Source organism: Streptomyces sp. NBC_00377 (genome assembly GCF_036075115.1).
In the GTDB taxonomy this organism is placed as follows: domain Bacteria; phylum Actinomycetota; class Actinomycetes; order Streptomycetales; family Streptomycetaceae; genus Streptomyces.
Genome location: NZ_CP107958.1, coordinates 6,883,259 through 6,904,144, shown reverse-complemented (window position 1 = coordinate 6,904,144; position 20,886 = coordinate 6,883,259). Strand labels below are relative to the sequence as shown.

Here is a 20,886-nt window from a genome sequence, read left to right as displayed (position 1 = left end):
CGCGCGGAGCGAGGGCCGCTATTCCGGAGAGGTCCCGTGCGGCGCGTGCGCCCTGTGCGCGAGGTCGGCCCATACGTCCTTCACGCGCCGCCGGAGGTCCGCGAGCGGTACGTCGTTGTCGATCACGATGTCCGCGATCTCCCGGCGTTGCTCGCGTGTCGCCTGGGCGGCCATACGCGCGTGTGCGTCGTCGAGCGTCATCCCGCGGAGCCGGACGAGCCGGTCGAGCTGGGTCTCGGGAGCCGCGTCGACGACGACCACCACGTCGTACAGCGGGGCGAGGGCGTTCTCGGTGAGGAGGGGGACGTCGTGGACGACGACGGCGTCCTCGGGGGCGGCCGTCTCCAGCTCGCGGGAGCGTACGCCGACCAGGGGGTGCACGATCGAGTTGAGGACCGCGAGTTTCCCGGGGTCGGAGAAGACGATCGAGCCCAGGCGGGGGCGGTCGAGGCTGCCGTCGGGGGCGAGTACGTCCTCGCCGAAGGCTTCGGTGACGGCCGCGAGCCCCGGGGTGCCGGGCGCGACGACCTCACGTGCGATGCGGTCGGCGTCGATCAGCACGGCCCCGCACTCGACGAGCAGCCGCGACACCTCGCTCTTGCCGGCGCCGATGCCGCCGGTCAGGCCCACTTTCAGCATGACAGGAAGCTTAGGGCCTGCCGGTGACGATGCACCCGGCAGGCCCTGTGCGCTGCTCATCGCCCGGCTGCCGGCTTGCTGCCGGCGTGCGCGCGACCGGGCTGCTCAGCTCTCGCCTTCGCGCTCCGCGAGGAACCGCTCGAACTCCTGCCCGATCTCGTCCGCGGACGGGATGTCGACCGGTTCGGCCAGCATGTTGCCGCGGGTTTCGGCACCGGAGGCGGCGTCGTACTGGTGCTCCAGGCCCTGCACGAGGGAGGTGAGCTCCTCGTCGCCCTCCTGGATCTGGCGGTCGATCTCGGTCTGCGTACGGTGGGCGTCCGTGCGCAGGGCGTGCGCGATGCCCGGCAGGACAAGGCCGGTGGCCGCCGTGATCGCCTCCAGGACGGTCAGGGCCGCGTCGGGGTACGCCGAGCGGGCGATGTAGTGCGGGACGTGTGCCGCCACGCCCAGGATGTCGTGGCCCGCTTCCATGAGCCGGTACTCGACGAGCGCTTCGGCGCTGCCGGGGACCTGCGCCTCGTCGAAGGGGCTGCGGTGGCCCGGCATGAGGTCCGTGCGGTTGCCGTGCGGGGTGAGGCCCACGGGCCGGGTGTGCGGGACGCCCATGGGGATGCCGTGGAAGTTCACCGCGAGGCGGACGCCGAGCCGCTCCACGATCTGCTGGACGGCGACGGCGAAGCGCTCCCATTCCACGTCCGGCTCGGGGCCGGACAGCAGCAGGAACGGTGCACCGGTGGTGTCCTGCACGAGCCGTACCTCGATGGCCGGCTCCTCGTACTCGGTCCACCGGTCGCGCTTGAAGGTCAGCAGCGGGCGGCGGGCCCGGTAGTCGACCAGCCGGTCGTGGTCGAAGCGCGCGACGAGCTGGTGGGGCAGCGAGTCGAGGAGCCGGTCGACGATCTGGTCGCCGGTTTCACCCGCGTCGATGTATCCGTCGAAGTGGTAGAGCATGACAAGTCCGGCCGACTCCTGGGCCAGCGCCACGTCGACGACTGCCAGGCCCTTCGGCTCCCATGCGTACAAACCCTGCGGATCAAGCACTTGGACCGCTCCCCTCGTGTTCGTACTGTCCAACGTGCGCCGGACGGTGGGTATTCCCGGACCACGCCCTTGATCAGGTGACTCCTGCCGGCCCGCTCAAGGGACCGGGTGGCGGGCCACGGGGTCGCACGGAGCCGCTCGGGAAATAACTACCCCGAGGCTCGGGGGAACTTGCCCACGCGGCCGATCTCACCGAATCGCCGTCGGGCAGCACTGAGGGCCCGCACCTCGAAAGGTGCGGGCCCTCGGTCAAACAGTCAGCTCAGCCTTGACGGCCGGGCGATCAGCTCTGGCCGCCGGCCAGCTTCTCGCGCAGCGCGGCAAGCGCCTCGTCAGACGCCAGCGCACCGGAGGTGTCCGCGCCCTCGGAGGAGTACGAACCACCGCCGCCGCCACCGGACGCGGCCGGAGCCGCACCCGCGGCGTCGCCGCCCTCGGCAGCGGCCTTCTCGTCCGCCTCGCGGGACTTGATGACCTGAGCCTGGTGCTGCTCGAAGCGCGTCTGCGCCTCGGCGTACTGGTTCTCCCAGACCTCACGCTGCGACTCGAAGCCCTCGAGCCAGTCGTTGGTCTCGGGGTCGAAGCCCTCGGGGTAGATGTAGTTGCCCTGGTCGTCGTACGACGCGGCCATGCCGTAGAGCGTCGGGTCGAACTCGACCGAGGCCGGGTCGGAACCGAAGGACTCGTTGGCCTGCTTCAGCGACAGCGAGATCCGGCGACGCTCGAGGTCGATGTCGATGACCTTGACGAAGATCTCGTCGTTGACCTGGACGACCTGCTCCGGGATCTCCACGTGGCGCTCGGCCAGCTCGGAGATGTGGACCAGACCCTCGATGCCCTCGTCCACGCGGACGAACGCACCGAACGGAACCAGCTTCGTGACCTTGCCGGGCACGACCTGGCCGATCTGGTGGGTGCGGGCGAACTGCTGCCACGGGTCTTCCTGGGTCGCCTTCAGCGACAGGGAGACACGCTCGCGGTCCATGTCCACGTCGAGGACCTCGACGGTGACTTCCTGGCCGACCTCGACAACCTCGGAGGGGTGGTCGATGTGCTTCCAGGACAGCTCGGAGACGTGGACCAGACCGTCGACGCCACCCAGGTCCACGAAGGCACCGAAGTTGACGATCGAGGAGACGACGCCGGAGCGGACCTGACCCTTCTGGAGGGTCGTGAGGAACGTCTGGCGGACCTCGGACTGGGTCTGCTCCAGCCAGGCGCGGCGGGACAGGACCACGTTGTTGCGGTTCTTGTCCAGCTCGATGATCTTCGCCTCGAGCTCCTTGCCCACGTAAGGCTGGAGGTCGCGGACGCGGCGCATCTCGACGAGGGAGGCCGGCAGGAAGCCACGGAGGCCGATGTCGAGGATGAGACCACCCTTGACGACCTCGATGACGGTACCGGTGACGATGCCGTCCTCTTCCTTGATCTTCTCGATGGTGCCCCAGGCGCGCTCGTACTGGGCGCGCTTCTTCGAGAGGATCAGGCGGCCTTCCTTGTCCTCCTTCTGGAGAACAAGGGCTTCGATCTCGTCACCGACGGCGACGACCTCATTGGGGTCGACGTCGTGCTTGATCGAGAGCTCGCGGCTCGGGATGACACCTTCGGTCTTGTAACCGATGTCGAGGAGAACCTCGTCCCGGTCAACCTTGACGATGACGCCGTCGACGATGTCGCCATCGTTGAAGTACTTGATCGTCTCGTCGATAGCGGCGAGGAATGCTTCCTCGTCACCGATGTCGTTGACCGCAACCTGCGGGGTGGTGGCGGTGGTCTCGGTGCTGCTCGTCATGTGGGAAAGGGCTCCGGTACGGACAGTGAGTCGTAGGTACTGCTACGCCGGGAACCCGTGTCGCTCTGATGAAGACCGGACAGCTCAGGAAACGCCTCACCAGGACATGGTGATGACGCCTCGACAACCGAGGGGACATACAACAGATGCGGCGCAGCCTGCTATGTCTGAGGTGCGCAGGCCCACAGCGCAACTTGTAGCATACGGGGGCAGCCGGGCCGGGTCAATGCGCGAAGGCGCACACCCGGGGCGGATCACCGCAAACCCGGCACACAACCTTTCTCCTGAGGTCACGCAGGCCGCAGGAAGCCTCTTCGGTGACACCTCGGGTGACACCGAAGGGCAGGTTGCACGGAAGAGTACGACGAGGGAGCCGATCATCCAAGAGCCCGCATCGTCCGAGCCGGCCATCGAGCCGGAAGCCACCCGACGTGACGCCGACGTCGCCGAGAGTTCCCGGGCCAACCGGGGCTGGTGGGACCGCAACGCGGACGAATACCAGATCGACCACGGCACCTTCCTCGGCGACGACCGCTTCGTGTGGGGGCCCGAGGGCCTGGACGAGGTGGAGGCCGAACTGCTCGGCCCGCCGGAGGACCTGAAGGGCAGATCGGTCCTGGAGATCGGCGCCGGCGCGGCCCAGTGCTCGCGCTGGCTGACCGCACAGGGCGCGCGACCGGTCGCCCTGGACCTCTCCCACCGCCAGCTCCAGCACGCGCTGCGCATCGGCGGGTCGTTCCCGCTGGTGTGCGCCGACGCGGGCGCGCTGCCCTTCGCGGACGCCTCCTTCGACCTGGCCTGCTCGGCATACGGGGCGCTGCCCTTCGTCGCCGATCCGGTGCTCGTCCTGAAGGAAGTACGGCGGGTGCTGCGGCCGGGCGGCCGTTTCGTGTTCTCCGTGACCCACCCCATCCGCTGGGCGTTCCCGGACGAGCCGGGCCCGGAGGGTCTGTCGGTGTCCTCCTCGTACTTCGACCGCACTCCCTATGTGGAGCAGGACGACGAGGGCCGCGCGGTGTACGTGGAGCACCACCGCACGCTGGGCGACCGGGTCCGCGACATCGTGGCGGGCGGCTTCCGGCTGGTGGACCTGGTCGAGCCGGAGTGGCCGGCCTGGAACTCCTCGGAGTGGGGCGGCTGGTCGCCGCTGCGCGGAAACCTCATCCCGGGGACGGCCGTCTTCGTCTGCGAACGGGACTAGCGGCCTCCCTCCCCTCCGCTACCCCCTCCTCCGCTCCCGTACGCGCGTGTGCGGGAGCGGACGCGTTCTCGGGGGCGTACGACACTGGGGGCGTGATCCCTCGTGACGACGCCCTGGAAGCGCTGCCCGTGCGGGCGGCCCTGCCCGCTCTGAACGCGGCCCTGGACGGGCACGGAACCGCCGTCCTCGCCGCGCCGCCCGGCACCGGCAAGACGACGCTGGTGCCGCTCGCCCTGGCCGGGCTGCTGGGCGAGGGGCCGGCGCGCCGGGTGGTCGTGGCCGAGCCGCGGCGGATCGCTGCGCGGGCGGCGGCCCGGCGGATGGCGTGGCTGCTGGGCGAGCGGCCCGGGGAGAGCGTGGGCCACACCGTGCGCGGGGAACGGGTCGTCGGGCGGCACACGCGTGTGGAGGTCGTGACGACGGGCGTGCTGCTGCAACGCCTTCAGCGTGACCAGGAGCTGTCGGGCGTCGACGTGGTGGTGCTGGACGAGTGCCACGAGCGGCATCTCGACGCGGATACGTCGGCCGCCTTCCTGTGGGACGTGCGCGAGACGCTGCGCCCCGGGCTTCGGCTGGTGGCGGCCTCGGCGACGACGGACACGGCGGGGTGGGCCCGGCTGCTGGGCGGGGCGCCCGTGGTGGAGGCCCACGGGTCCCTCTTCGACGTCGAGGTCGTGTGGGCGCCTCCGGCCCGTCCGGTGCGGCCGCCGCACGGTATGCGGGTCGATCCCGCGCTGCTGGCGCACGTGGCGTCGGTGGTGCGGCGGGCGCTGGCCGAGCGGTCGGGTGACGTGCTGTGCTTCCTGCCGGGCGTCGGAGAGATCGCGCGGGTCGCGGGGCTCCTCGGTGAACTGGGCGGCGTCGATGTGCTCCAGGTCCACGGGCGGGCTCCGGCGGCGGTGCAGGACGCGGTGCTGGCTCCCGGGAGGCGGCGCCGGGTGGTTCTGGCGACCTCGGTGGCGGAGTCCTCGCTGACGGTGCCCGGGGTGCGGGTGGTCGTGGACTCCGGGCTGGCGCGGGAGCCTCGGGTGGACCACGCGCGCGGGCTGAGCGCGCTCGCGACCGTACGGGCCTCGCGGGCTGCGGGCCGGCAGCGGGCGGGGCGGGCCGGGCGGGAGGCGCCGGGTGCGGTGTACCGGTGCTGGGCGGAGGCGGAGGATGCCCGTCTGCCGTCGTTCCCGGCTCCGGAGATCAGGGTGGCCGATCTGACGGCGTTCGCCCTCCAGGCGGCCTGCTGGGGGGATCCCGAGGCCTCCGGGCTGGCGTTGCTCGATCCGCCGCCGGCCGGGGCGATGGCGGCTGCGAGGTCCTTGCTCACGGCGATCGGGGCGGTGGACTCCACCGGCCGGGCCACCGGGCGGGGATCGCGGCTGGCCGGGCTGGGACTGCACCCCCGGTTGGGCCGGGCGCTGCTGGACGGGGCCGCGTCGGTGGGTGTGGACCGCGCCGTCGAGGTGGTCGCGCTGCTGAGCGAGGAGGCCCCGCGGGAGTACGGCGACGATCTGGCCGCCGCTCTGCGCGGCGTCCGGCGTGGAGGCGACGCCTACAGCGGGCGCTGGCGGGCCGAGGTGCGCCGGCTGAGGGCCGTGGCCACCACGGGCCTGTCCCCCGCCCCTGCCCGTGACGCCCTCCTGCCGGAGCCGGACACGGATGCCCCGGCGGGGACGGGGCGCACCCGCCGGACAGAAGGGGGAGCCGGTGCGGGCGCCGCGTCCGCCACCTCGCCCGGAACCGGCACGGCGCCCGGAGCGGGAGCTGTCGCGGAGGCCGGGACTGTCGCAGGCGGCGGGGCTGTGGCAGGCGGCGGCGCTGTCGCGGGCGCCGGGACTGTCGCGGGGGCGGGTTCCGATGCCGTCGCCGGTCTGGTTGTCGCCCTCGCCTTTCCCGAGCGGCTCGCCAAGGCCGACGGGGGTTCCTTTCTCATGGTGTCCGGGACGCGGGCCGAGGTCCGGGAGGGCACCGGTCTGCGTGGCGCCTCCTGGCTCGCCGTGGCCGTCGCCGACCGGCCTGTCGGCAAGGGGCACGCGCGTGTGCAACTCGCGGCGGTCGTGGACGAGGAGGTCGCCCGCCTCGCGGCCGGCGCGCTGCTCGACGAGCGGGACGAGGTGCACTGGGCCGACGGCGATGTCGTGGCGCGGCGGGTGGAGCGGTTGGGGGCCGTGGAGCTGGCGTCGCGTCCGCTGCGGGATGCCGATCCCGGGCTGGTGCGCGGTGCGCTGGTCGAGGGGCTGGAGAGGGAGGGGCTGAGGCTGCTGCGCTGGTCGCCCGAGGCGGGCGTGCTGCGGCAGCGGCTGGCGTTCGTGCGCAGGCATCTGGGGGATCCGTGGCCGGACGTCTCGGACGCGTCGCTGTACGCGCGCGTGGACGACTGGCTGGAGCCCGAGCTGAGCCGGGCCCGGCGGCGGAGCGACCTGGGGCGGATCGACGCCGGGGAGGCACTCGGACGGCTGTTGCCCTGGGCGTCCGGTGAGGCGGTGCGGCTGGAGGAGCTGGCGCCGGAGCGGATCGCCGTTCCGAGCGGATCCAGGGTCAGGATCGACTACGGCGACCCGGAACGGCCGGTCCTCGCAGTGAAGTTGCAGGAGATGTTCGGGCTTCAGGAGTCGCCGCGGGTGGCGGGGGTGCCGTTGCTCGTGCACCTGCTGTCGCCCGCCGGCCGGCCCGCGGCCGTCACCGCCGACCTGGCCTCCTTCTGGAAGGACGGGTACAAGGCGGTACGGGCGGAGCTGCGGGGCCGCTACCCGAAGCATCCGTGGCCCGAGAATCCGGCGGGCGCCGAGCCGACCCGGTACACCAACGCGCGGCTCAGGCGGTGACCGGCTGCGGTGCGGCGGGCGCGGCGGCGGTGGGTTCGCCCGGGCGGCGGGAGCGGGCCTCGACGTAGAGGGAGAGGGACATCAGCAGGACGCCGAGGAGGAGGAAGCCCCAGGGCAGGTAGGCGGTCAGGAGCAGGACCAGGGTGCGGTTGGACTTGACGAGGGCGACGGTGTGCTCGATGTAGTCCTCGCGCATCTTCACGTGTCCGGCGAACGCGGTGACCTTCGCCCGGCCGGTGAGCAGACTGCCGCCGCGCAGTTCCTCCTGGTGGATCTCCTCGCCGTTGACGGGCGCGCCGGTGACCGGTTCCACCCAGAACTTACGGACCGTGGTGTACCAGCGGGTGGTGCCGGTCTTGGCGATGTCCTCGGGGGTGATGCCCTTGACCGGCATCGTCTTGGGCATGGGGACCTTGGTCCAGGGGACGGTCTGCTCGAAGTAGTAGACCTTCAGGCCGCGGAAGGTCTGGGTGCCCTTGTAGTGGATGGGGGCCGTGGTGCGGGTCTGGGCGTCGAAGTACTGGTAGTCCCGCTTCTCCGTCAGGAACGGCCACTTGAACTCGATGCCCTCCCGGCGTACCGGGTCGCCGTCGACCATCTCGCCGGTGGCGTGCACGGGTTCCTGGGTGTGCGCGTCGAAGATGTACCGCTCGGGGACCTCGGAGACCATCTTGCCGTCGGGGCCCTGGACGTAGGACAGACCGTCCCAGACCACGACGTCCCGGCCGGCCGTCTTCTCGATCTTCTCGGAGGCCTCCACATCACCCTTGAGGGTCTGCACGATGGTCACCTTGGGGACCGTGCGGGCGGTCAGGTGGTTGTAGTCGAGGAGGGTGGCGTTCTTCGCCTCCAGGACCATGGTCTGGTACTCGTTCGCCGGGATCTTGGCCAGGCGCGGGAAGGCGTACCAGCGCAGCAGGGGGGACAGCGCCGCGAAGAACACGGCGAGGGCGAGCAGGACCAGGCTGGCCTTGCGGCGCATCTCGGCCTCCTTCGCGGGCGGAGCCGGCGGTCGGGGCGGTCAGGGGTGTGCGGGGACGGTCGTCAGCAGTGGCTTCGGGGAGGTCTTGCCGGCCGGTGTGCCCACCGCGGTGAGGGTGAGGATCAGGGCGAGCGCGACGGCGAGACCGGTCGCGGCGGCGATCAGGGCGCGCATACGGGCCTCCCGGTGGAGCAGCCAAGGGAACCGTCAACGGAACTGATGGATCGTCAGGTCGGGCACGGTAGCAACGCGAGGCCGAGATGAGAACACGTCGCACACGACGGCGGCGCCCCTCTGAGGAGAGGGGCGCCGCCGTCGTAGCGGGGAAGGACGGTCACGGGGCCGGGGTCGTCGACTCCGACTCGCCGGGCGTCGGGCTCGGCGTCGAGGCCTCGGCGGCCGTGACGGTGAGTTCGAGGGTCAGGGTCGCGCCGCCCGTGGTGGTGATGCGGAGCAGGTAGGCGCCGGCGGTGTCGTCCGCGTAGAGCGCGGGCAGGGCCAGCAGGCCGTCGGCGTCCGTCTGGAGGTCCAGGGTGCGGACGGGGTTGCCGGCGGCGTCCTTGAAGTAGGGGCCCTTGTCGTTCACGGTCGTGTCGTCGGCCGACCTGATCAGGGTGGCGGTGGCCGCGACCTTGTCCGCCACGGCGCCCTTGTAGGTGGCCTTCACCTCGACCCGGTCGGCGAACTCGCCGCCCGCGGTGCAGGTCAGGGTGGCGCTGCCGGTGCGGGCGAGGGTGTCCGCGGCGCGGGCGGTGACGGTGGCCGTGTAGTCGAGGGCGGAGAGCGTACGGCCGAGGACCGTGGCGCGGACGGTGAAGGCGCCGGTCTTCTCGCCCGCCCGGAGGGCCGGGGCGAGAGCGACGCCCTTGCTGTCGGTGACGACCGTGGCGACGCTCTCGCCGCCCGTGAACGTGGTGTCGGTGTCGCCGACGACGGTGAAGCGGATCCTGACCTTGGCGACGGCCTTGCCGGCCGCCGTCTCCGCGCGGGCGCTGATGCGGTCGGTGAACGTGTTGCCCGCCATGGCGCCGAGGTCCGCCGTGCCCGCGTCCTCGAGGTGGTCGACCGTCTCGGTGGGTGTCGGCGGCGTGGTGGGTTTCGTGGGCGTCGCCGGCGGGGTGGGCTTCGGCGGCGTGGTCGGCGTGGTGGGCTTCGGCGGCGTGCCGGGTGTGCTCGGTGCGCCGGGCGTCACGGGGGTGGACGGCGAGGGGGGCGTGTAGCCGGTGTCGTCGTCGCTGCGGTTGGCCGGCACGGTGCCGGTGCCGTCGGGGATCTCGTGGGAGCCCTTGCGGTAGTACTCGAGCCACGACAGGACCGTGTTGAGGTAGTCCGTCGAGTTGTTGTAGCTGAGGATCGCGCTGCGCATCCCGGACGTGCCCGACATGTCCCAGTCGTAACGGCACAGGTAGTGGCCGGCCGCGAGCGCGGCGTCGTAGATGTTGTTGGGGTCCTTCTTGCCGTCGGCGTTGCCGTCACGGCCCGCCCAGGCCCACGTGGACGGGATGAACTGCATGGGACCCACGGCGCGGTCGTAGGTGCTGTCACCGTCGTAGGCGCCGTTGTCGGTGTCGCTGATGTTCGCGAAGCCGACGCCGTTGAGGACCGGGCCGAGGATCGGCGAGATGGTCGTTCCGTCGGCGTACACGTTGCCGCCGCGCGCCTGTCCCGACTCGACCTTGCCGATCGCGGCGAGGAGCTGCCAGGGCAGGTTGCAGCCCGGCTTGGACTGCGCGAGCTCCGCCTCGGCCTTCTTGTAGGCGTCCAGGACGGTCGCCGGGATGCCGCCCTCCGTGGCGCCGGTGGCGGCCGGGGCGCCGGAGGAGCTCTGGCTCGGCGCGGGGTTCGGGCTCTTCAGCGGGGGGAGGTCCGTGTAGTACGGCGAGTTGCCGGTGGCGCCGCTCTCGGTGCCGGTGTCGGCGGACGACGGGGTGTCGGCGGCGGTCTGTCTGCCGTGGCCGTCGGCCGTGACGTCCGGTGCCTGGGACGCGGCCAGAGCCGCTACGGCCAGTGCGGCCACGGTCGTGTTGACCGCTCCCTTGCGCAGCCTCGTGCCGAAATGCGCCGACATGAAGTGAAACCCTCCCGTGGACGCCGTACGCCCGATCTCTTCGCCTGCATCCTGCCGTCACGGCTGTTGCCGCTGCCGCAGCCGTTGCTTCCGCCGTCACTGTTGTGACGGTCAACCCGCCCCGAGGGTTGCACCCGCGGGGGGTTTGCCCTGCTCTGCCCTGCTGTTCGACGCCCCTTCGGGCACGCCGACCCAGGCGACCCTACGACAACTTCTTTTGCACCGGCACCCGTTCGGGCGTCGTTTTCACCCGCCGGTCATGTGCCGTTGCCCGGGAACCGTCCCCCGCATACTGGACGTCGTCGATCACCGGGCCGACCGGTCCGTCAACGTCCGCCCCGGGGAGCCCCGTTGCCGTTCACCCTGAGTCACGCAGCGGCCGTGCTGCCCGCCGTGCGCGCCGACGGCACCGGCCGCGGCCGACTCGTCCCGGCGGTCCTCGTGGCGGGTTCCTTCGCTCCCGACATGACCTACTACGCGGCGAGTGTCCTGGACTCGGCCATGGAGTTCGGCGACGTCACGCACTCCCTCGCCGGCGTGTTCACCGTCGACGTGCTCATCGCCTGGGGGCTGGTGGGCTTCTGGCTGCTGGTGCGCGAACCGCTGGTGGCGCTGCTGCCCCGGTCCCGGCAGGGCCGGACGGCGGCGCTGACCCGCTGCGGAACGCCACGCGCGCGGGCACGGCCGGCCACGGCCCTGTGGTGGTACGTCTCCGCGGTGCTCGGCGCGCTCACCCACGTGGTGTGGGACGCGTTCACGCACCTCGACCGCTGGGGCATGCGGCTGTTCCCCGTCCTCGGTGAGACCGTCGCCGGCTCACCTCTGTACTGGTATCTCCAGTACGGCGGTTCGGCCGTGGCCGCGGTGGTGATCACCGTGTTCGTGACGCACGCGCTGCGCCGGGCGCCGGCCGTCGAGCCGGTGGGGGTCGCCCTGCTGTCGGCGCGGGACCGGTGGTGGGCGGGCGCCGTCATCGGCGGGTGTGCGCTGGTCGCGGCGGTCCTGCGGATGATGCGGTGGTGGGAGTACTGGGGAACGCGCGGGGCGAAGCCGTGGGAGCTCGTCCCGACCGTGTGCTTCGGGGCGGGCGCGGGGCTGGTGCCGGGGCTGCTGCTGTACGCGGTCGTCGTGCGACTGCGGCGTCCGGCCGGCCCGGCAGCACAAGACCCCCGCGCGGGGCGGCCGGAACCGGAGGAGGTCAGCGCGCGGCGGAGCCGTCCGGGCGTCCGCTGAGCGGTTTCGTCGCCGCGACGACGAGGGGACACGGCGGTCCGCACCACCTCGGCGCACGCGAACACCGTGGCCCGCCCGATGCGCCGATGCCTCGCCGGGCCCCTCGTCCACGGGTCGGACCGAGCCAGGGACAGACCGGGAGACGCCGAGGCCGGAGCAGGCCTCGCCGGTCCCCCGTCCCGCCGCCGGAGGCTAGTGCGCTGCCGACTCCCAGTCCGTGCCCGAGCCGACCGACACGTCCAGCGGGGCCCTCAGGTGGACGGCGCCGGCCATCTCGCGACGGACCAGTTCCTCGACCGCCGCGCGCTCGCCCGGGGCGATCTCCAGGACGATTTCGTCGTGGACCTGGAGCAGCATGCGGGACTTGAGGTCCGCCGCGCCCAGTGCCGCGTCCACCTTCAGCATGGCGATCTTGACGATGTCCGCCGCCGTGCCCTGGATCGGCGCGTTGAGGGCCATGCGCTCGGCCGCCTCACGGCGCTGCCGGTTGTCGCTGTTCAGGTCGGGCAGGTAGCGGCGGCGGCCGAAGAGCGTCGCCGTGTAGCCGGTCGCCCGCGCCTCGTCGACCGCGCGGCGCAGGTAGTCCTGTACGCCGCCGAAGCGCTCGAAGTAGGCGTCCATCAGGCCGCGGGCCTCACCCGCTTCGATGTTCAGCTGCTGGGACAGGCCGAACGCCGACAAACCGTACGCCAGGCCGTAGGACATCGCCTTGATCTTGCGCCGCATCTCCGCGTCCACCGCGCCGGGCTCGACGGCGAACACCTGGGAGGCGGCCGTGGTGTGCAGGTCCTCACCGGAGGTGAACGCCTCGATGAGGCCCGCGTCCTCCGACAGGTGGGCCATCACGCGCAGCTCGATCTGGCTGTAGTCGGCGGTCATCAGCGACTCGAAGCCCTCACCGACGACGAAGCCCCGGCGGATCGCCCGGCCCTCGTCGGTACGGACGGGGATGTTCTGGAGGTTCGGGTCCGTGGACGACAGCCGGCCGGTGGCGGCGACCGTCTGGTTGAACGTGGTGTGGATACGGCCGTCCGCGGCGATCGTCTTGATCAGACCCTCGACGGTGACCCGCAGCTTCGCCTGCTCGCGGTGGCGGAGCATGATGACCGGCAGCTCGTTGTCCGTCTGACCGGCGAGCCAGGCCAGGGCGTCGGCGTCGGTCGTGTAGCCGGTCTTGGTCTTCTTCGTCTTCGGCAGGCCCAGTTCACCGAAGAGGACCTCCTGGAGCTGCTTGGGCGAGCCCAGGTTGAACTCGTGCCCGGCCGCCTCGTGCGCCTCCTTCACGGCCTGCTGGACGGCGCCGGCGAACATCTGCTCCATGGCCTCCAGGTGGGCGCGGTCGGCGGCGATGCCGTGCCGCTCCATACGGGCCAGGAGGGCGGAGGTGGGCAGCTCCATGTCGCCCAGCAGGTCGGCCGCGCCGACCTCCTCCAGACGGCCGCGGAACGCCTCGCCCAGGTCGACGATCGTGCGGGCCTGCACCATGAGGGCCTCGGCCTCGGCACTGTCCTCCGCGCCGAAGGCGAGCTGGCCGTCGGCGGCCGCGGCGGGCGCCAGCTCACGGCCCAGGTACTCCAGGGACAGCGCGTCCAGGTCGAAGGAGCGGCGGCCCGGCTTGACCAGGTAGGCGGCGAGCGCCGTGTCCATCCGGACGCCGGCGACGGACCAGCCGTGCTCGGCGAAGACGCGCATGGCGCCCTTGGCGTTGTGCAGGACCTTGGGCCGGTCCTCGGCGGCGATCCAGGCCGCCCAGGCGTTCTCGTCGGCCTCGTCCAGCTCCGCCGGGTCGAACCAGGCGGCGGGTCCCCCGGCCGCGGCGAGCGCGACCTCGGCGACGGAGCCGGCACCCAGCCCCCAGGTGTCGACGGTGGCCACGCCCAGGGTCTCGGCGCCGTGCTCCGCGAGCCAGCCGACCAGCTCGCCGGTGCCCAGCACCGTGCCGTCCAGCTCGACCCCGGCGGTGATCACCATGGTCGCCTCTGCCTCGGCGCCGGCCGGGTCCACGGCGAGCAGCCGCTCGCGCAGCGACGGGTTCCTGATCTCCAGGGTGTCCAGGATCATCGCGACGGCCGTGCGGTCGTACGGGGCGCGCTCCAGGTCGACGACCGTCTTCGGCAGTTCGACGGTGGTGACCATCTCGGTGAGACGGCGGTTGAGCTTGACGGCCTCCAGGTGGTCGCGCAGGTTCTGCCCGGCCTTGCCCTTGACCTCCTCGACGCGCTCGACGAGCTCCGCGAACGAACCGAACTGGTTGATCCACTTCGCGGCCGTCTTCTCACCGACACCGGGGATGCCCGGCAGGTTGTCGGACGGGTCGCCGCGCAGCGCCGCGAAGTCGGGGTACTGGGCCGGGGTCAGCCCGTACTTCTCGAAGACCTTCTCCGGGGTGAACCGGGTCAGCTCCGAGACGCCCTTCGTCGGATACAGCACCGTGGTGTGCTCACTGACCAGCTGGAAGGAGTCGCGGTCGCCGGTGACGATCAGGACCTCGAAGCCCTCGGCCTCGGCCTGGGTGGCGAGCGTGGCGATCACGTCGTCCGCCTCGAAGCCGTCCACCGCGAACCGCGACACGTGCATCGCGTCGAGGAGTTCGCCGATCAGCTCGACCTGGCCCTTGAACTCGTCCGGTGTCTTGGAGCGGTTCGCCTTGTACTCGGTGAACTCCTCGGAGCGCCAGGTCTTGCGGGACACGTCGAAGGCGACCGCGAAGTGCGTCGGCGCCTCGTCACGCAGGGTGTTGGCCAGCATCGACGCGAAACCGTAGATCGCGTTCGTCGGCTGGCCCGTCGCGGTGGTGAAGTTCTCCGCGGGCAGCGCGAAGAACGCGCGGTAGGCCAGCGAGTGCCCGTCCATGAGCATCAGGCGCGGGCGGCTCTCGCCGGAGGGGGTGTCGGTCTTCTTCGATGCTGTCTCTGCCACGCCCCCGATCCTGCCACGCCCCACTGACACTCGGCCCCGGCCGCCACGACCGACCGGATCGCGCACCGCCCACCGCCCACCGCCAGCCGGCCGTCCGCCCGCACCCGGCCGGCGCGACCCGACCTGCGTGATCCGACCTGCGTGATCCGACCTGCGTGATCCGACCGACCGCCGTCCAGCCGCCTTCCATTCGCCGCCCGTGCGCCGTCCACCGCCCACCGCCCGGTCCGACGACGCCCGTACCCGCCGTCCACCGGCCACGGCCCGCCGGCCACGGCCCGCCGACCGCCGACCGCCGACCGCCGACCGCCGACCGCCGACCGCGCAGGCTTCGCCGCCTTTCGCCGACCGGCACGTGAACGGTGTCGGCGCCTCGTGCGAGGATCGTGCAGCCGTGTGGCACAGGCGAGCGAAGGAGAGCGCGCGATGGCAACGAAGCCGCCCAAGGACGATCCGGTCCAGGACGCTCCCCAGGTCGCCGAACCGAAACACGTGGCGGCCGGACTGCCGGCCGTCGGGCACTCCCTGCGGATCGCCAGGCAGCAGATGGGTGTGAAGCGCACCGCGCTGACGCTGCTGCGCGTCAACCAGAAGGACGGCTTCGACTGCCCGGGCTGCGCCTGGCCCGAACCCGAGCACCGGCACACCGCGGAGTTCTGTGAGAACGGCGCGAAGGCGGTCGCCGAGGAGGCGACCCTGCGCCGGGTCACCCCCGAGTTCTTCGCCGCGCACCCGGTCGCCGACCTCGCGGGCCGCAGCGGCTACTGGCTGGGCCAGCAGGGACGCCTCACCCACCCCATGTACCTCCCCGAGGGGGGAGAGCGCTACGAGCCGGTCACCTGGGAGCGCGCCTTCGACATCATCGCCGAGGAGGCGGCCGCCCTCGCATCCCCCGACGAGGCCGTCTTCTACACCTCGGGCCGCACCAGCAACGAGGCCGCGTTCCTCTACCAGCTGTTCGCCCGCGAACTCGGCACCAACAACCTGCCGGACTGCTCCAACATGTGCCACGAGTCGTCCGGCTCGGCCCTGTCGGAGACCATCGGCATCGGCAAGGGCAGCGTCCTGCTCGAGGACCTCTACCGGGCCGACCTGATCATCGTCGCCGGGCAGAACCCGGGCACCAACCACCCGCGCATGCTCTCCGCACTGGAGCAGGCCAAGGCGGGGGGCGCGAAGATCATCAGCATCAACCCGCTGCCGGAGGCGGGCCTCGGGCGCTTCAAGAACCCGCAGACCCCCAAGGGCCTCACCTCCGGCGCCGCGCTCACCGACCTCTTCCTCCAGATCCGCATCGGCGGCGACCAGGCCCTGTTCCGCCTCCTCAACAAGCTGATCCTGGAGACGGACGGCGCACTCGACGAGGCGTTCATCGGCGAACACACCCACGGCTTCGAGGAGTTCGCCGAGACGGCGCGCGCCGCCGACTGGGACGAGACGCTCACCGCGACCGGCCTCACGCGCGCGGACATCGAGGAGACCCTGCGGATGGTGCTCGCCTCCGAGCGCACCATCGTCTGCTGGGCCATGGGTCTCACCCAGCACAAGCACTCCGTGCCGACGATCCGCGAGGTCGTCAACTTCCTCCTGCTGCGCGGCAACATCGGCCGTCCGGGCGCGGGCGTGTGCCCGGTGCGCGGCCACTCGAACGTGCAGGGCGACCGCACCATGGGCATCTTCGAACGGCCCGCGCCGGCCTTCCTGGACGCCCTGGAGAAGGAGTTCGGCTTCGCACCCCCGCGCGAACACGGCTTCGACGTCGTCCGCGCCATCCGCGCGCTGCGCGACGGTGAGGCGAAGCTGTTCTTCGCGATGGGCGGCAACTTCGTCTCCGCCTCCCCGGACACCGACGTCACCGAGGCGGCCATGCGGCGCGCCCGGCTGACGGTGCACGTGTCGACGAAGCTCAACCGCTCGCACGTCGTGACGGGCGCGCGGGCCCTGATCCTGCCCACACTGGGCCGCACGGAGCGCGACCTCCAGGGCGGCGGCGAGCAGTTCGTGACCGTCGAGGACTCCATGGGCATGGTGCACGCCTCGCGCGGCCGCCTCGCCCCCGCGAGCGGGCACCTGCTGTCCGAGCCGGCCATCGTCTGCCGCCTCGCGCGCCGTGTGCTCGGCGAGAGCAGCAAGGTGCCGTGGGAGGAGTTCGAGCAGGACTACGCGACGATCCGTGACCGCATAGCGCGCGTGATCCCCGGCTTCGAGAACTTCAACACGCGCGTGGCCCGCCCCGAAGGGTTCACCCTCCCGCACGCCCCGCGCGACGAGCGCCGCTTCCCCACCGCGACCGGCAAGGCCAACTTCACCGCCGCCCCCGTCGAGTACCCGCGGCTGCCCGAGGGCCGTCTGCTGTTGCAGACGCTGCGCTCGCACGACCAGTACAACACCACCATCTACGGCCTCGACGACCGCTACCGGGGCATCAAAAACGGCCGCCGCGTCGTCCTCGTCAACGCCGAGGACGCACGCGCGCTGAAGGTCGCCGAGGGGTCCTACGTGGATCTGGTGAGCGAGTGGCGCGACGGCGTGGAACGGCGGGCGCCCGGCTTCCGGGTCGTGTTCTACCCGACCACGCGGGGCTGCGCCGCCGCGTACTACCCGGAGACCAACGTCCTGGTCCCGCTGGACGCGACCGCCGACACCAGCAACACCCCGGCCAGCAAGTCCGTCGTCGTCCGTCTGGAACAATCGGCTACCGACTGAGCGTTTGCTCAGCCATGCTGAACTGTGATCCGGCTGGACTGTGATCCACGCCGGACTGTGATCGACGAACGGAGCCGGGCCCCATGGGCGAGCAGCAGCACGTGAAGTTCCCGCAAGAGGTCATCGACGAGTACACGGCCCTCGGCATCGACATCCTGGCCCTGTTCTCCGCCGGCCACCTCGGCACCCGCATGGGCGTGGACATCCTCGAGGCCTCCGCCGACCGGGTGGTCGGCACCATGCCCGTCGAGGGCAACACCCAGCCCTACGGACTGCTGCACGGCGGCGCCTCCGCGGTCCTCGCCGAGACTCTCGGATCGGTCGGCGCCATGCTGCACGGCGGCAGCTCGAAGATCGCCGTCGGCGTCGACCTGAACTGCACCCACCACCGAGGCGCCCGCTCCGGCCTCGTCACCGGCGTCGCCACACCCGTGCACCAGGGGCGCTCGACGGCGACGTACGAGATCGTGATCAGCGACCAGGAGGGGCGGCGCGTGTGCACCGCGCGCCTCACCTGCCTGCTGCGCGACGTACGGCCCGGCGACGGCCCGCAGGCACGCCCCGCCGGCTGACGACCGGCCGCCGACGGCGCCGCGGAGGGTGACGGGCACGCGCCCGTTGCTCCCCGGCACCGCTGCGGCCTAGCGTCAGGGCATGACCACCGGAGGAGGCCCACGGGCGGGGGCGGCGGCACGGGCGGGGGCGGCGGCACGGCTGCTCGGACCGGCCTTACTGGCCGGCCTGCTGGCCACCGGCTGCGGAAGCTCCGGGAGCGCCGTTGCGAGCGGAACCGCCTCACCACCCCCGCCCGCCACCCCGCGCCCCGCGCCGTCCGGGACCCCGTCCACGACCTCGCCGCAGGAACTGTGCACCCGCCTCGTCGCCCACTGGTCCCGCGCGGTGCTGGACAGCACCGCCTACGGCGACTACCAGTCGATGGGACTGTCCGACGGGCAGTACGAGATCCTGCGGACCGTCGTCGACGGCGCGCGGGCCGCGAAGAAGACCCGAGGCGCCGCGGCGGCCGACGAGTTGATCGACCGCGAGGCAGGCGAGGGCTGTGCCGACCGCTACCGCTCCGGCGCCCCGACCGCAGGGCCCTGGCAGTGAGCGGCGTAGGCCCGGTGGAGCCCGGCGAGGGCACGCACGCGTGGGACACCTCCGACCCGCACGACACCTCCGATCCGCACGACGCCCCGGCCCCCGGCGAAGTCCCCGGGCCGACTCGCAGCGCCGGCACCGCCGGGCGCGAGCGCACCCCCGCCGCCCTCGGCACCCCGGCGACCCACCGCTCCCCCGGCTCACGGCAGTTCCCCGGTTCCCGGCGCCCCGACGGCTTCCCCGGCCCGGGCGGATTCCTCGGATTCCTCGGCGCGAGCGCCCCAAGTCCCCTCCGACGTCTGCTCCGTCGCCCCGACCGCCTCTACGCCGCCCACCGCCGGGCCGCCCTCGCCGCCCTCTGCGCCGCGCTGCTCCTCGCGGGCGGCGGATACCTGTACGCGACCCGGCCGCGCCCTCCCGAACAGGCGTCGCCCGCACCGCCGTTCCCGTCCCAGGTGGTGGACGTCAGCTACCTCGGCGAGGTCCTCGTACCGCCCGGCACCCGCCCTCGCACCTTCGCCTTCGAGGTGCTGCTCGGCGTCGAGTCCGGCCCGCCTGTCACCGTCACACGCGTGACCCAGCCCTATGCCGGGATTTCCCTGACCTCGGCCCCGCGGGCTCCGTTCCGGACGAAAGCCGGGTCCGCCCACAAGGTCGTCATCACCTTGCGCGTAACGGAATGCGGAAAAGCGCCGAAGGACGCCGGACTGCCTTTCATAGACGTAACTCTACGTAATGCGCGCGCAATACAGGTTCACAGTTTCATCCTGGGCACGCGCTATGCGCACGACCTGTCCGAGGCCCTACAAGTCGCCTGCAGCAACGATTCCGGTCATTACCAAAACGCCTGAGACGCCTGAAACGGCCCGGGCCCGTCCTGCACGTTCTCAACATGCGGACAGGGCGAATCGGCCTGAATTCAGCCCTTCCACCCACCAAGTACCGCTCTGCATTACCTCGTGTCATAACAAGAGCGTCACAGCATGGGTCAGACCCTCCTCCCCGTCAGCTTCACCCGCCTAGAGTCACGCCCAGTCACCGCGCAGCTGGAATACCCCTTCGGTTCAGCGCTCGACTCGGCCTCTTCCAGGGGGGAGGGCCGCCCAGGGAAAGGACTGGAACGTGCGTCAACGTTCGCTCATCGCCATTACCGCCGCGCTGTCCGCGGGAGCTCTCACCCTCACCGCTTGCGGCTCGCGTGACAGCGACGACAAGGGCTCCGACTCCGGCGACGGCACCGTCGTCACCATCGGCGTCGACGCCCCGCTGACCGGCGACCTGTCCGCGCTGGGCCTCGGCATCAAGAACTCCGTCGACCTCGCCGCCAAAACGGCCAACAAGCAGAAGGTCGTCGACGGCGTCACCTTCAAGATCCAGGCGCTCGACGACCAGGCCCAGCCGTCCTCGGGCCAGCAGAACGCCACCAAGCTCGTCGCCGACAAGTCCGTCCTCGGCGTGGTCGGCCCGCTGAACTCCTCCGTCGCCGAGTCGATGCAGAAGGTCTTCGACGACGCCAAGCTCGTCGAGGTCTCCCCCGCCAACACCAACCCGGCGCTCACCCAGGGCACCGACTGGGCGACCTCCAAGAAGCGCGTCTACAAGTCGTACTTCCGCACCGCGACCACGGACGCCATCCAGGGCCCGTTCGCCGCGCAGTACCTGATCAACGACGCCAAGAAGAAGAAGGTCTTCGTCATCGACGACAAGAAGACCTACGGCGCCGGCCTGGCCGGAACCTTCACCGCGGAGTTCAAGAAGCTCGGCGGCGCGGTGGCGGGCACCGAGCACATCAACCCGGACAGCAAGGACTTCTCGGCCATCGCCACCAAGGTCAAGAACTCCGGCGCCGACGTCGTCTACTACGGCGGCGAGTACCCGCAGGCCGGCCCCCTGAGCAAGCAGATCAAGGCCGCAGGCGCCAAGATCCCCGTGGTCGGCGGCGACGGCATCTACAGCGCCGACTTCATCAAGCTGGCCGGCGCCACCGCCACCGGCGACCTGGCCACCTCGGTCGGCGCCCCCGTCGAGCAGCTCCCCTCCGCCAAGGAGTTCGTCGCCAACTACAAGAACGGCGGCTACAAGGAGGCCTACGAGGCGTACGGCGGCTACTCCTACGACTCGGCCTGGGCGATCATCGAGGCCGTGAAGAAGGTCGTCGACGACAACGGCGGCAAGCTCCCGGACGACGCCCGCGCCAAGGTCACCGCCGCCATGCAGAACGTCTCCTTCGACGGTGTGACCGGCAAGGTCTCCTTCGACGAGTTCGGTGACGCCACCAACAAGCAGCTCACCGTGTACGCCGTCGAGAACGGCGCCTGGAAGCCGGTCAAGTCCGGTACCTACTCCGGCTGACCCACCCGCATCACACGAGCCGCGCGGGGCGCT

General features: G+C 71.6%; 15 protein-coding genes. 8 read left to right on the top strand and 7 right to left on the bottom strand.

Features of this window, described 5'->3' with window-relative positions; translation table 11 throughout:
* Positions 1 to 18: 18 nt before the first annotated feature.
* From coaE to rpsA, 3 genes are all read right to left on the bottom strand, one after another.
* Entirely contained in the window at positions 19 to 639 is a 621-nt protein-coding gene (gene coaE / locus OHS71_RS30605; RefSeq protein ID WP_328482557.1) for a dephospho-CoA kinase, read from the bottom strand.
* Positions 640 to 744: 105 nt separating this feature from the next.
* On the bottom strand, positions 745 to 1,683 hold the full coding sequence (locus OHS71_RS30600) for a PAC2 family protein (protein ID WP_328482556.1): 939 nt from the start codon (positions 1,681 to 1,683) through the stop codon (positions 745 to 747).
* A 283-nt stretch (positions 1,684 to 1,966) separates the two neighbouring features.
* Complete coding sequence (gene rpsA / locus OHS71_RS30595) at positions 1,967 to 3,475, bottom strand: 30S ribosomal protein S1 (RefSeq protein WP_328482555.1); 1,509 nt, start codon at positions 3,473 to 3,475, stop codon at positions 1,967 to 1,969.
* A 226-nt stretch (positions 3,476 to 3,701) separates the two neighbouring features.
* Here rpsA and OHS71_RS30590 point away from each other — a divergent pair, with 226 nt between their 5' ends.
* Together OHS71_RS30590 and OHS71_RS30585 are read left to right on the top strand one after the other, a co-directional pair.
* Entirely contained in the window at positions 3,702 to 4,676 is a 975-nt protein-coding gene (locus OHS71_RS30590; protein WP_443047099.1) for a class I SAM-dependent methyltransferase, read from the top strand.
* A 95-nt stretch (positions 4,677 to 4,771) separates the two neighbouring features.
* Complete coding sequence (locus tag OHS71_RS30585) at positions 4,772 to 7,492, top strand: ATP-dependent RNA helicase (protein ID WP_328484692.1); 2,721 nt, start codon at positions 4,772 to 4,774, stop codon at positions 7,490 to 7,492.
* Here OHS71_RS30585 and OHS71_RS30580 read toward each other — a convergent pair.
* The 3 genes from OHS71_RS30580 to OHS71_RS30570 form a co-directional block, all read right to left on the bottom strand.
* Positions 7,482 to 8,474, bottom strand: a complete 993-nt coding sequence (locus OHS71_RS30580; RefSeq protein WP_328482554.1) for a DUF3068 domain-containing protein — start codon at positions 8,472 to 8,474, stop codon at positions 7,482 to 7,484. The two genes, OHS71_RS30585 and OHS71_RS30580, sit on opposite strands and share 11 nt — an antisense overlap.
* Before the next feature lie 39 nt (positions 8,475 to 8,513).
* Positions 8,514 to 8,648, bottom strand: a complete 135-nt coding sequence (locus OHS71_RS30575; RefSeq protein ID WP_328482553.1) for an SPW_0924 family protein — start codon at positions 8,646 to 8,648, stop codon at positions 8,514 to 8,516.
* Between the two features lie 160 nt (positions 8,649 to 8,808).
* Positions 8,809 to 10,542 carry a lytic transglycosylase domain-containing protein gene (locus OHS71_RS30570; RefSeq protein WP_328482552.1) on the bottom strand — a complete coding sequence of 578 codons (1,734 nt, stop codon included), beginning with the start codon at positions 10,540 to 10,542 and terminating at the stop codon, positions 8,809 to 8,811.
* A 351-nt stretch (positions 10,543 to 10,893) separates the two neighbouring features.
* Here OHS71_RS30570 and OHS71_RS30565 point away from each other — a divergent pair, with 351 nt between their 5' ends.
* Positions 10,894 to 11,775 (top strand): DUF4184 family protein, encoded by an 882-nt coding sequence (locus OHS71_RS30565; protein ID WP_328482551.1) that lies wholly within the window; start codon positions 10,894 to 10,896, stop codon positions 11,773 to 11,775.
* Positions 11,776 to 11,967: 192 nt separating this feature from the next.
* Here OHS71_RS30565 and polA read toward each other — a convergent pair whose 3' ends face one another.
* Positions 11,968 to 14,694 (bottom strand): DNA polymerase I, encoded by a 2,727-nt coding sequence (polA, locus tag OHS71_RS30560; RefSeq protein ID WP_328482550.1) that lies wholly within the window; start codon positions 14,692 to 14,694, stop codon positions 11,968 to 11,970.
* Between the two features lie 426 nt (positions 14,695 to 15,120).
* Here polA and OHS71_RS30555 point away from each other — a divergent pair, with 426 nt between their 5' ends.
* The 5 genes from OHS71_RS30555 (at position 15,121) to OHS71_RS30535 (ending at position 20,853) form a co-directional block, all read left to right on the top strand.
* Entirely contained in the window at positions 15,121 to 17,400 is a 2,280-nt protein-coding gene (locus tag OHS71_RS30555) for an FdhF/YdeP family oxidoreductase (RefSeq protein WP_328482549.1), read from the top strand.
* An 83-nt stretch (positions 17,401 to 17,483) separates the two neighbouring features.
* Positions 17,484 to 17,972, top strand: coding sequence for a hotdog fold thioesterase (locus OHS71_RS30550; protein ID WP_328482548.1), 489 nt, complete (start codon positions 17,484 to 17,486; stop codon positions 17,970 to 17,972).
* Between the two features lie 82 nt (positions 17,973 to 18,054).
* A complete protein-coding gene (locus OHS71_RS30545; protein ID WP_328482547.1) occupies positions 18,055 to 18,510 on the top strand; it encodes a hypothetical protein in 456 nt (151 codons plus the stop codon).
* Complete coding sequence (locus OHS71_RS30540; RefSeq protein WP_328482546.1) at positions 18,507 to 19,352, top strand: Tat pathway signal sequence domain protein; 846 nt, start codon at positions 18,507 to 18,509, stop codon at positions 19,350 to 19,352. Before OHS71_RS30545 ends, OHS71_RS30540 begins: the two co-directional genes overlap by 4 nt.
* A 271-nt stretch (positions 19,353 to 19,623) precedes the next feature.
* Positions 19,624 to 20,853 carry a branched-chain amino acid ABC transporter substrate-binding protein gene (locus OHS71_RS30535; RefSeq protein WP_328482545.1) on the top strand — a complete coding sequence of 410 codons (1,230 nt, stop codon included), beginning with the start codon at positions 19,624 to 19,626 and terminating at the stop codon, positions 20,851 to 20,853.
* The last annotated feature ends 33 nt before the right edge of the window (positions 20,854 to 20,886 follow it).

What these genes read in the sequence shown, in the direction of transcription:
- coaE (WP_328482557.1), bottom strand. Translation starts at nt 639, where the DNA reads ATGCTGAAAGTGGGCCTGACCGGCGGCATCGGCGCCGGCAAGAGCGAG.
- rpsA (WP_328482555.1), bottom strand. Translation starts at nt 3,475, where the DNA reads ATGACGAGCAGCACCGAGACCACCGCCACCACCCCGCAGGTTGCGGTC.
- OHS71_RS30590 (WP_443047099.1), top strand. Translation starts at nt 3,702, where the DNA reads ATGCGCGAAGGCGCACACCCGGGGCGGATCACCGCAAACCCGGCACAC.
- OHS71_RS30580 (WP_328482554.1), bottom strand. Translation starts at nt 8,474, where the DNA reads ATGCGCCGCAAGGCCAGCCTGGTCCTGCTCGCCCTCGCCGTGTTCTTC.
- OHS71_RS30575 (WP_328482553.1), bottom strand. Translation starts at nt 8,648, where the DNA reads ATGCGCGCCCTGATCGCCGCCGCGACCGGTCTCGCCGTCGCGCTCGCC.
- OHS71_RS30570 (WP_328482552.1), bottom strand. Translation starts at nt 10,542, where the DNA reads ATGTCGGCGCATTTCGGCACGAGGCTGCGCAAGGGAGCGGTCAACACG.
- OHS71_RS30555 (WP_328482549.1), top strand. Translation starts at nt 15,121, where the DNA reads ATGGCAACGAAGCCGCCCAAGGACGATCCGGTCCAGGACGCTCCCCAG.
- OHS71_RS30550 (WP_328482548.1), top strand. Translation starts at nt 17,484, where the DNA reads ATGGGCGAGCAGCAGCACGTGAAGTTCCCGCAAGAGGTCATCGACGAG.
- OHS71_RS30545 (WP_328482547.1), top strand. Translation starts at nt 18,055, where the DNA reads ATGACCACCGGAGGAGGCCCACGGGCGGGGGCGGCGGCACGGGCGGGG.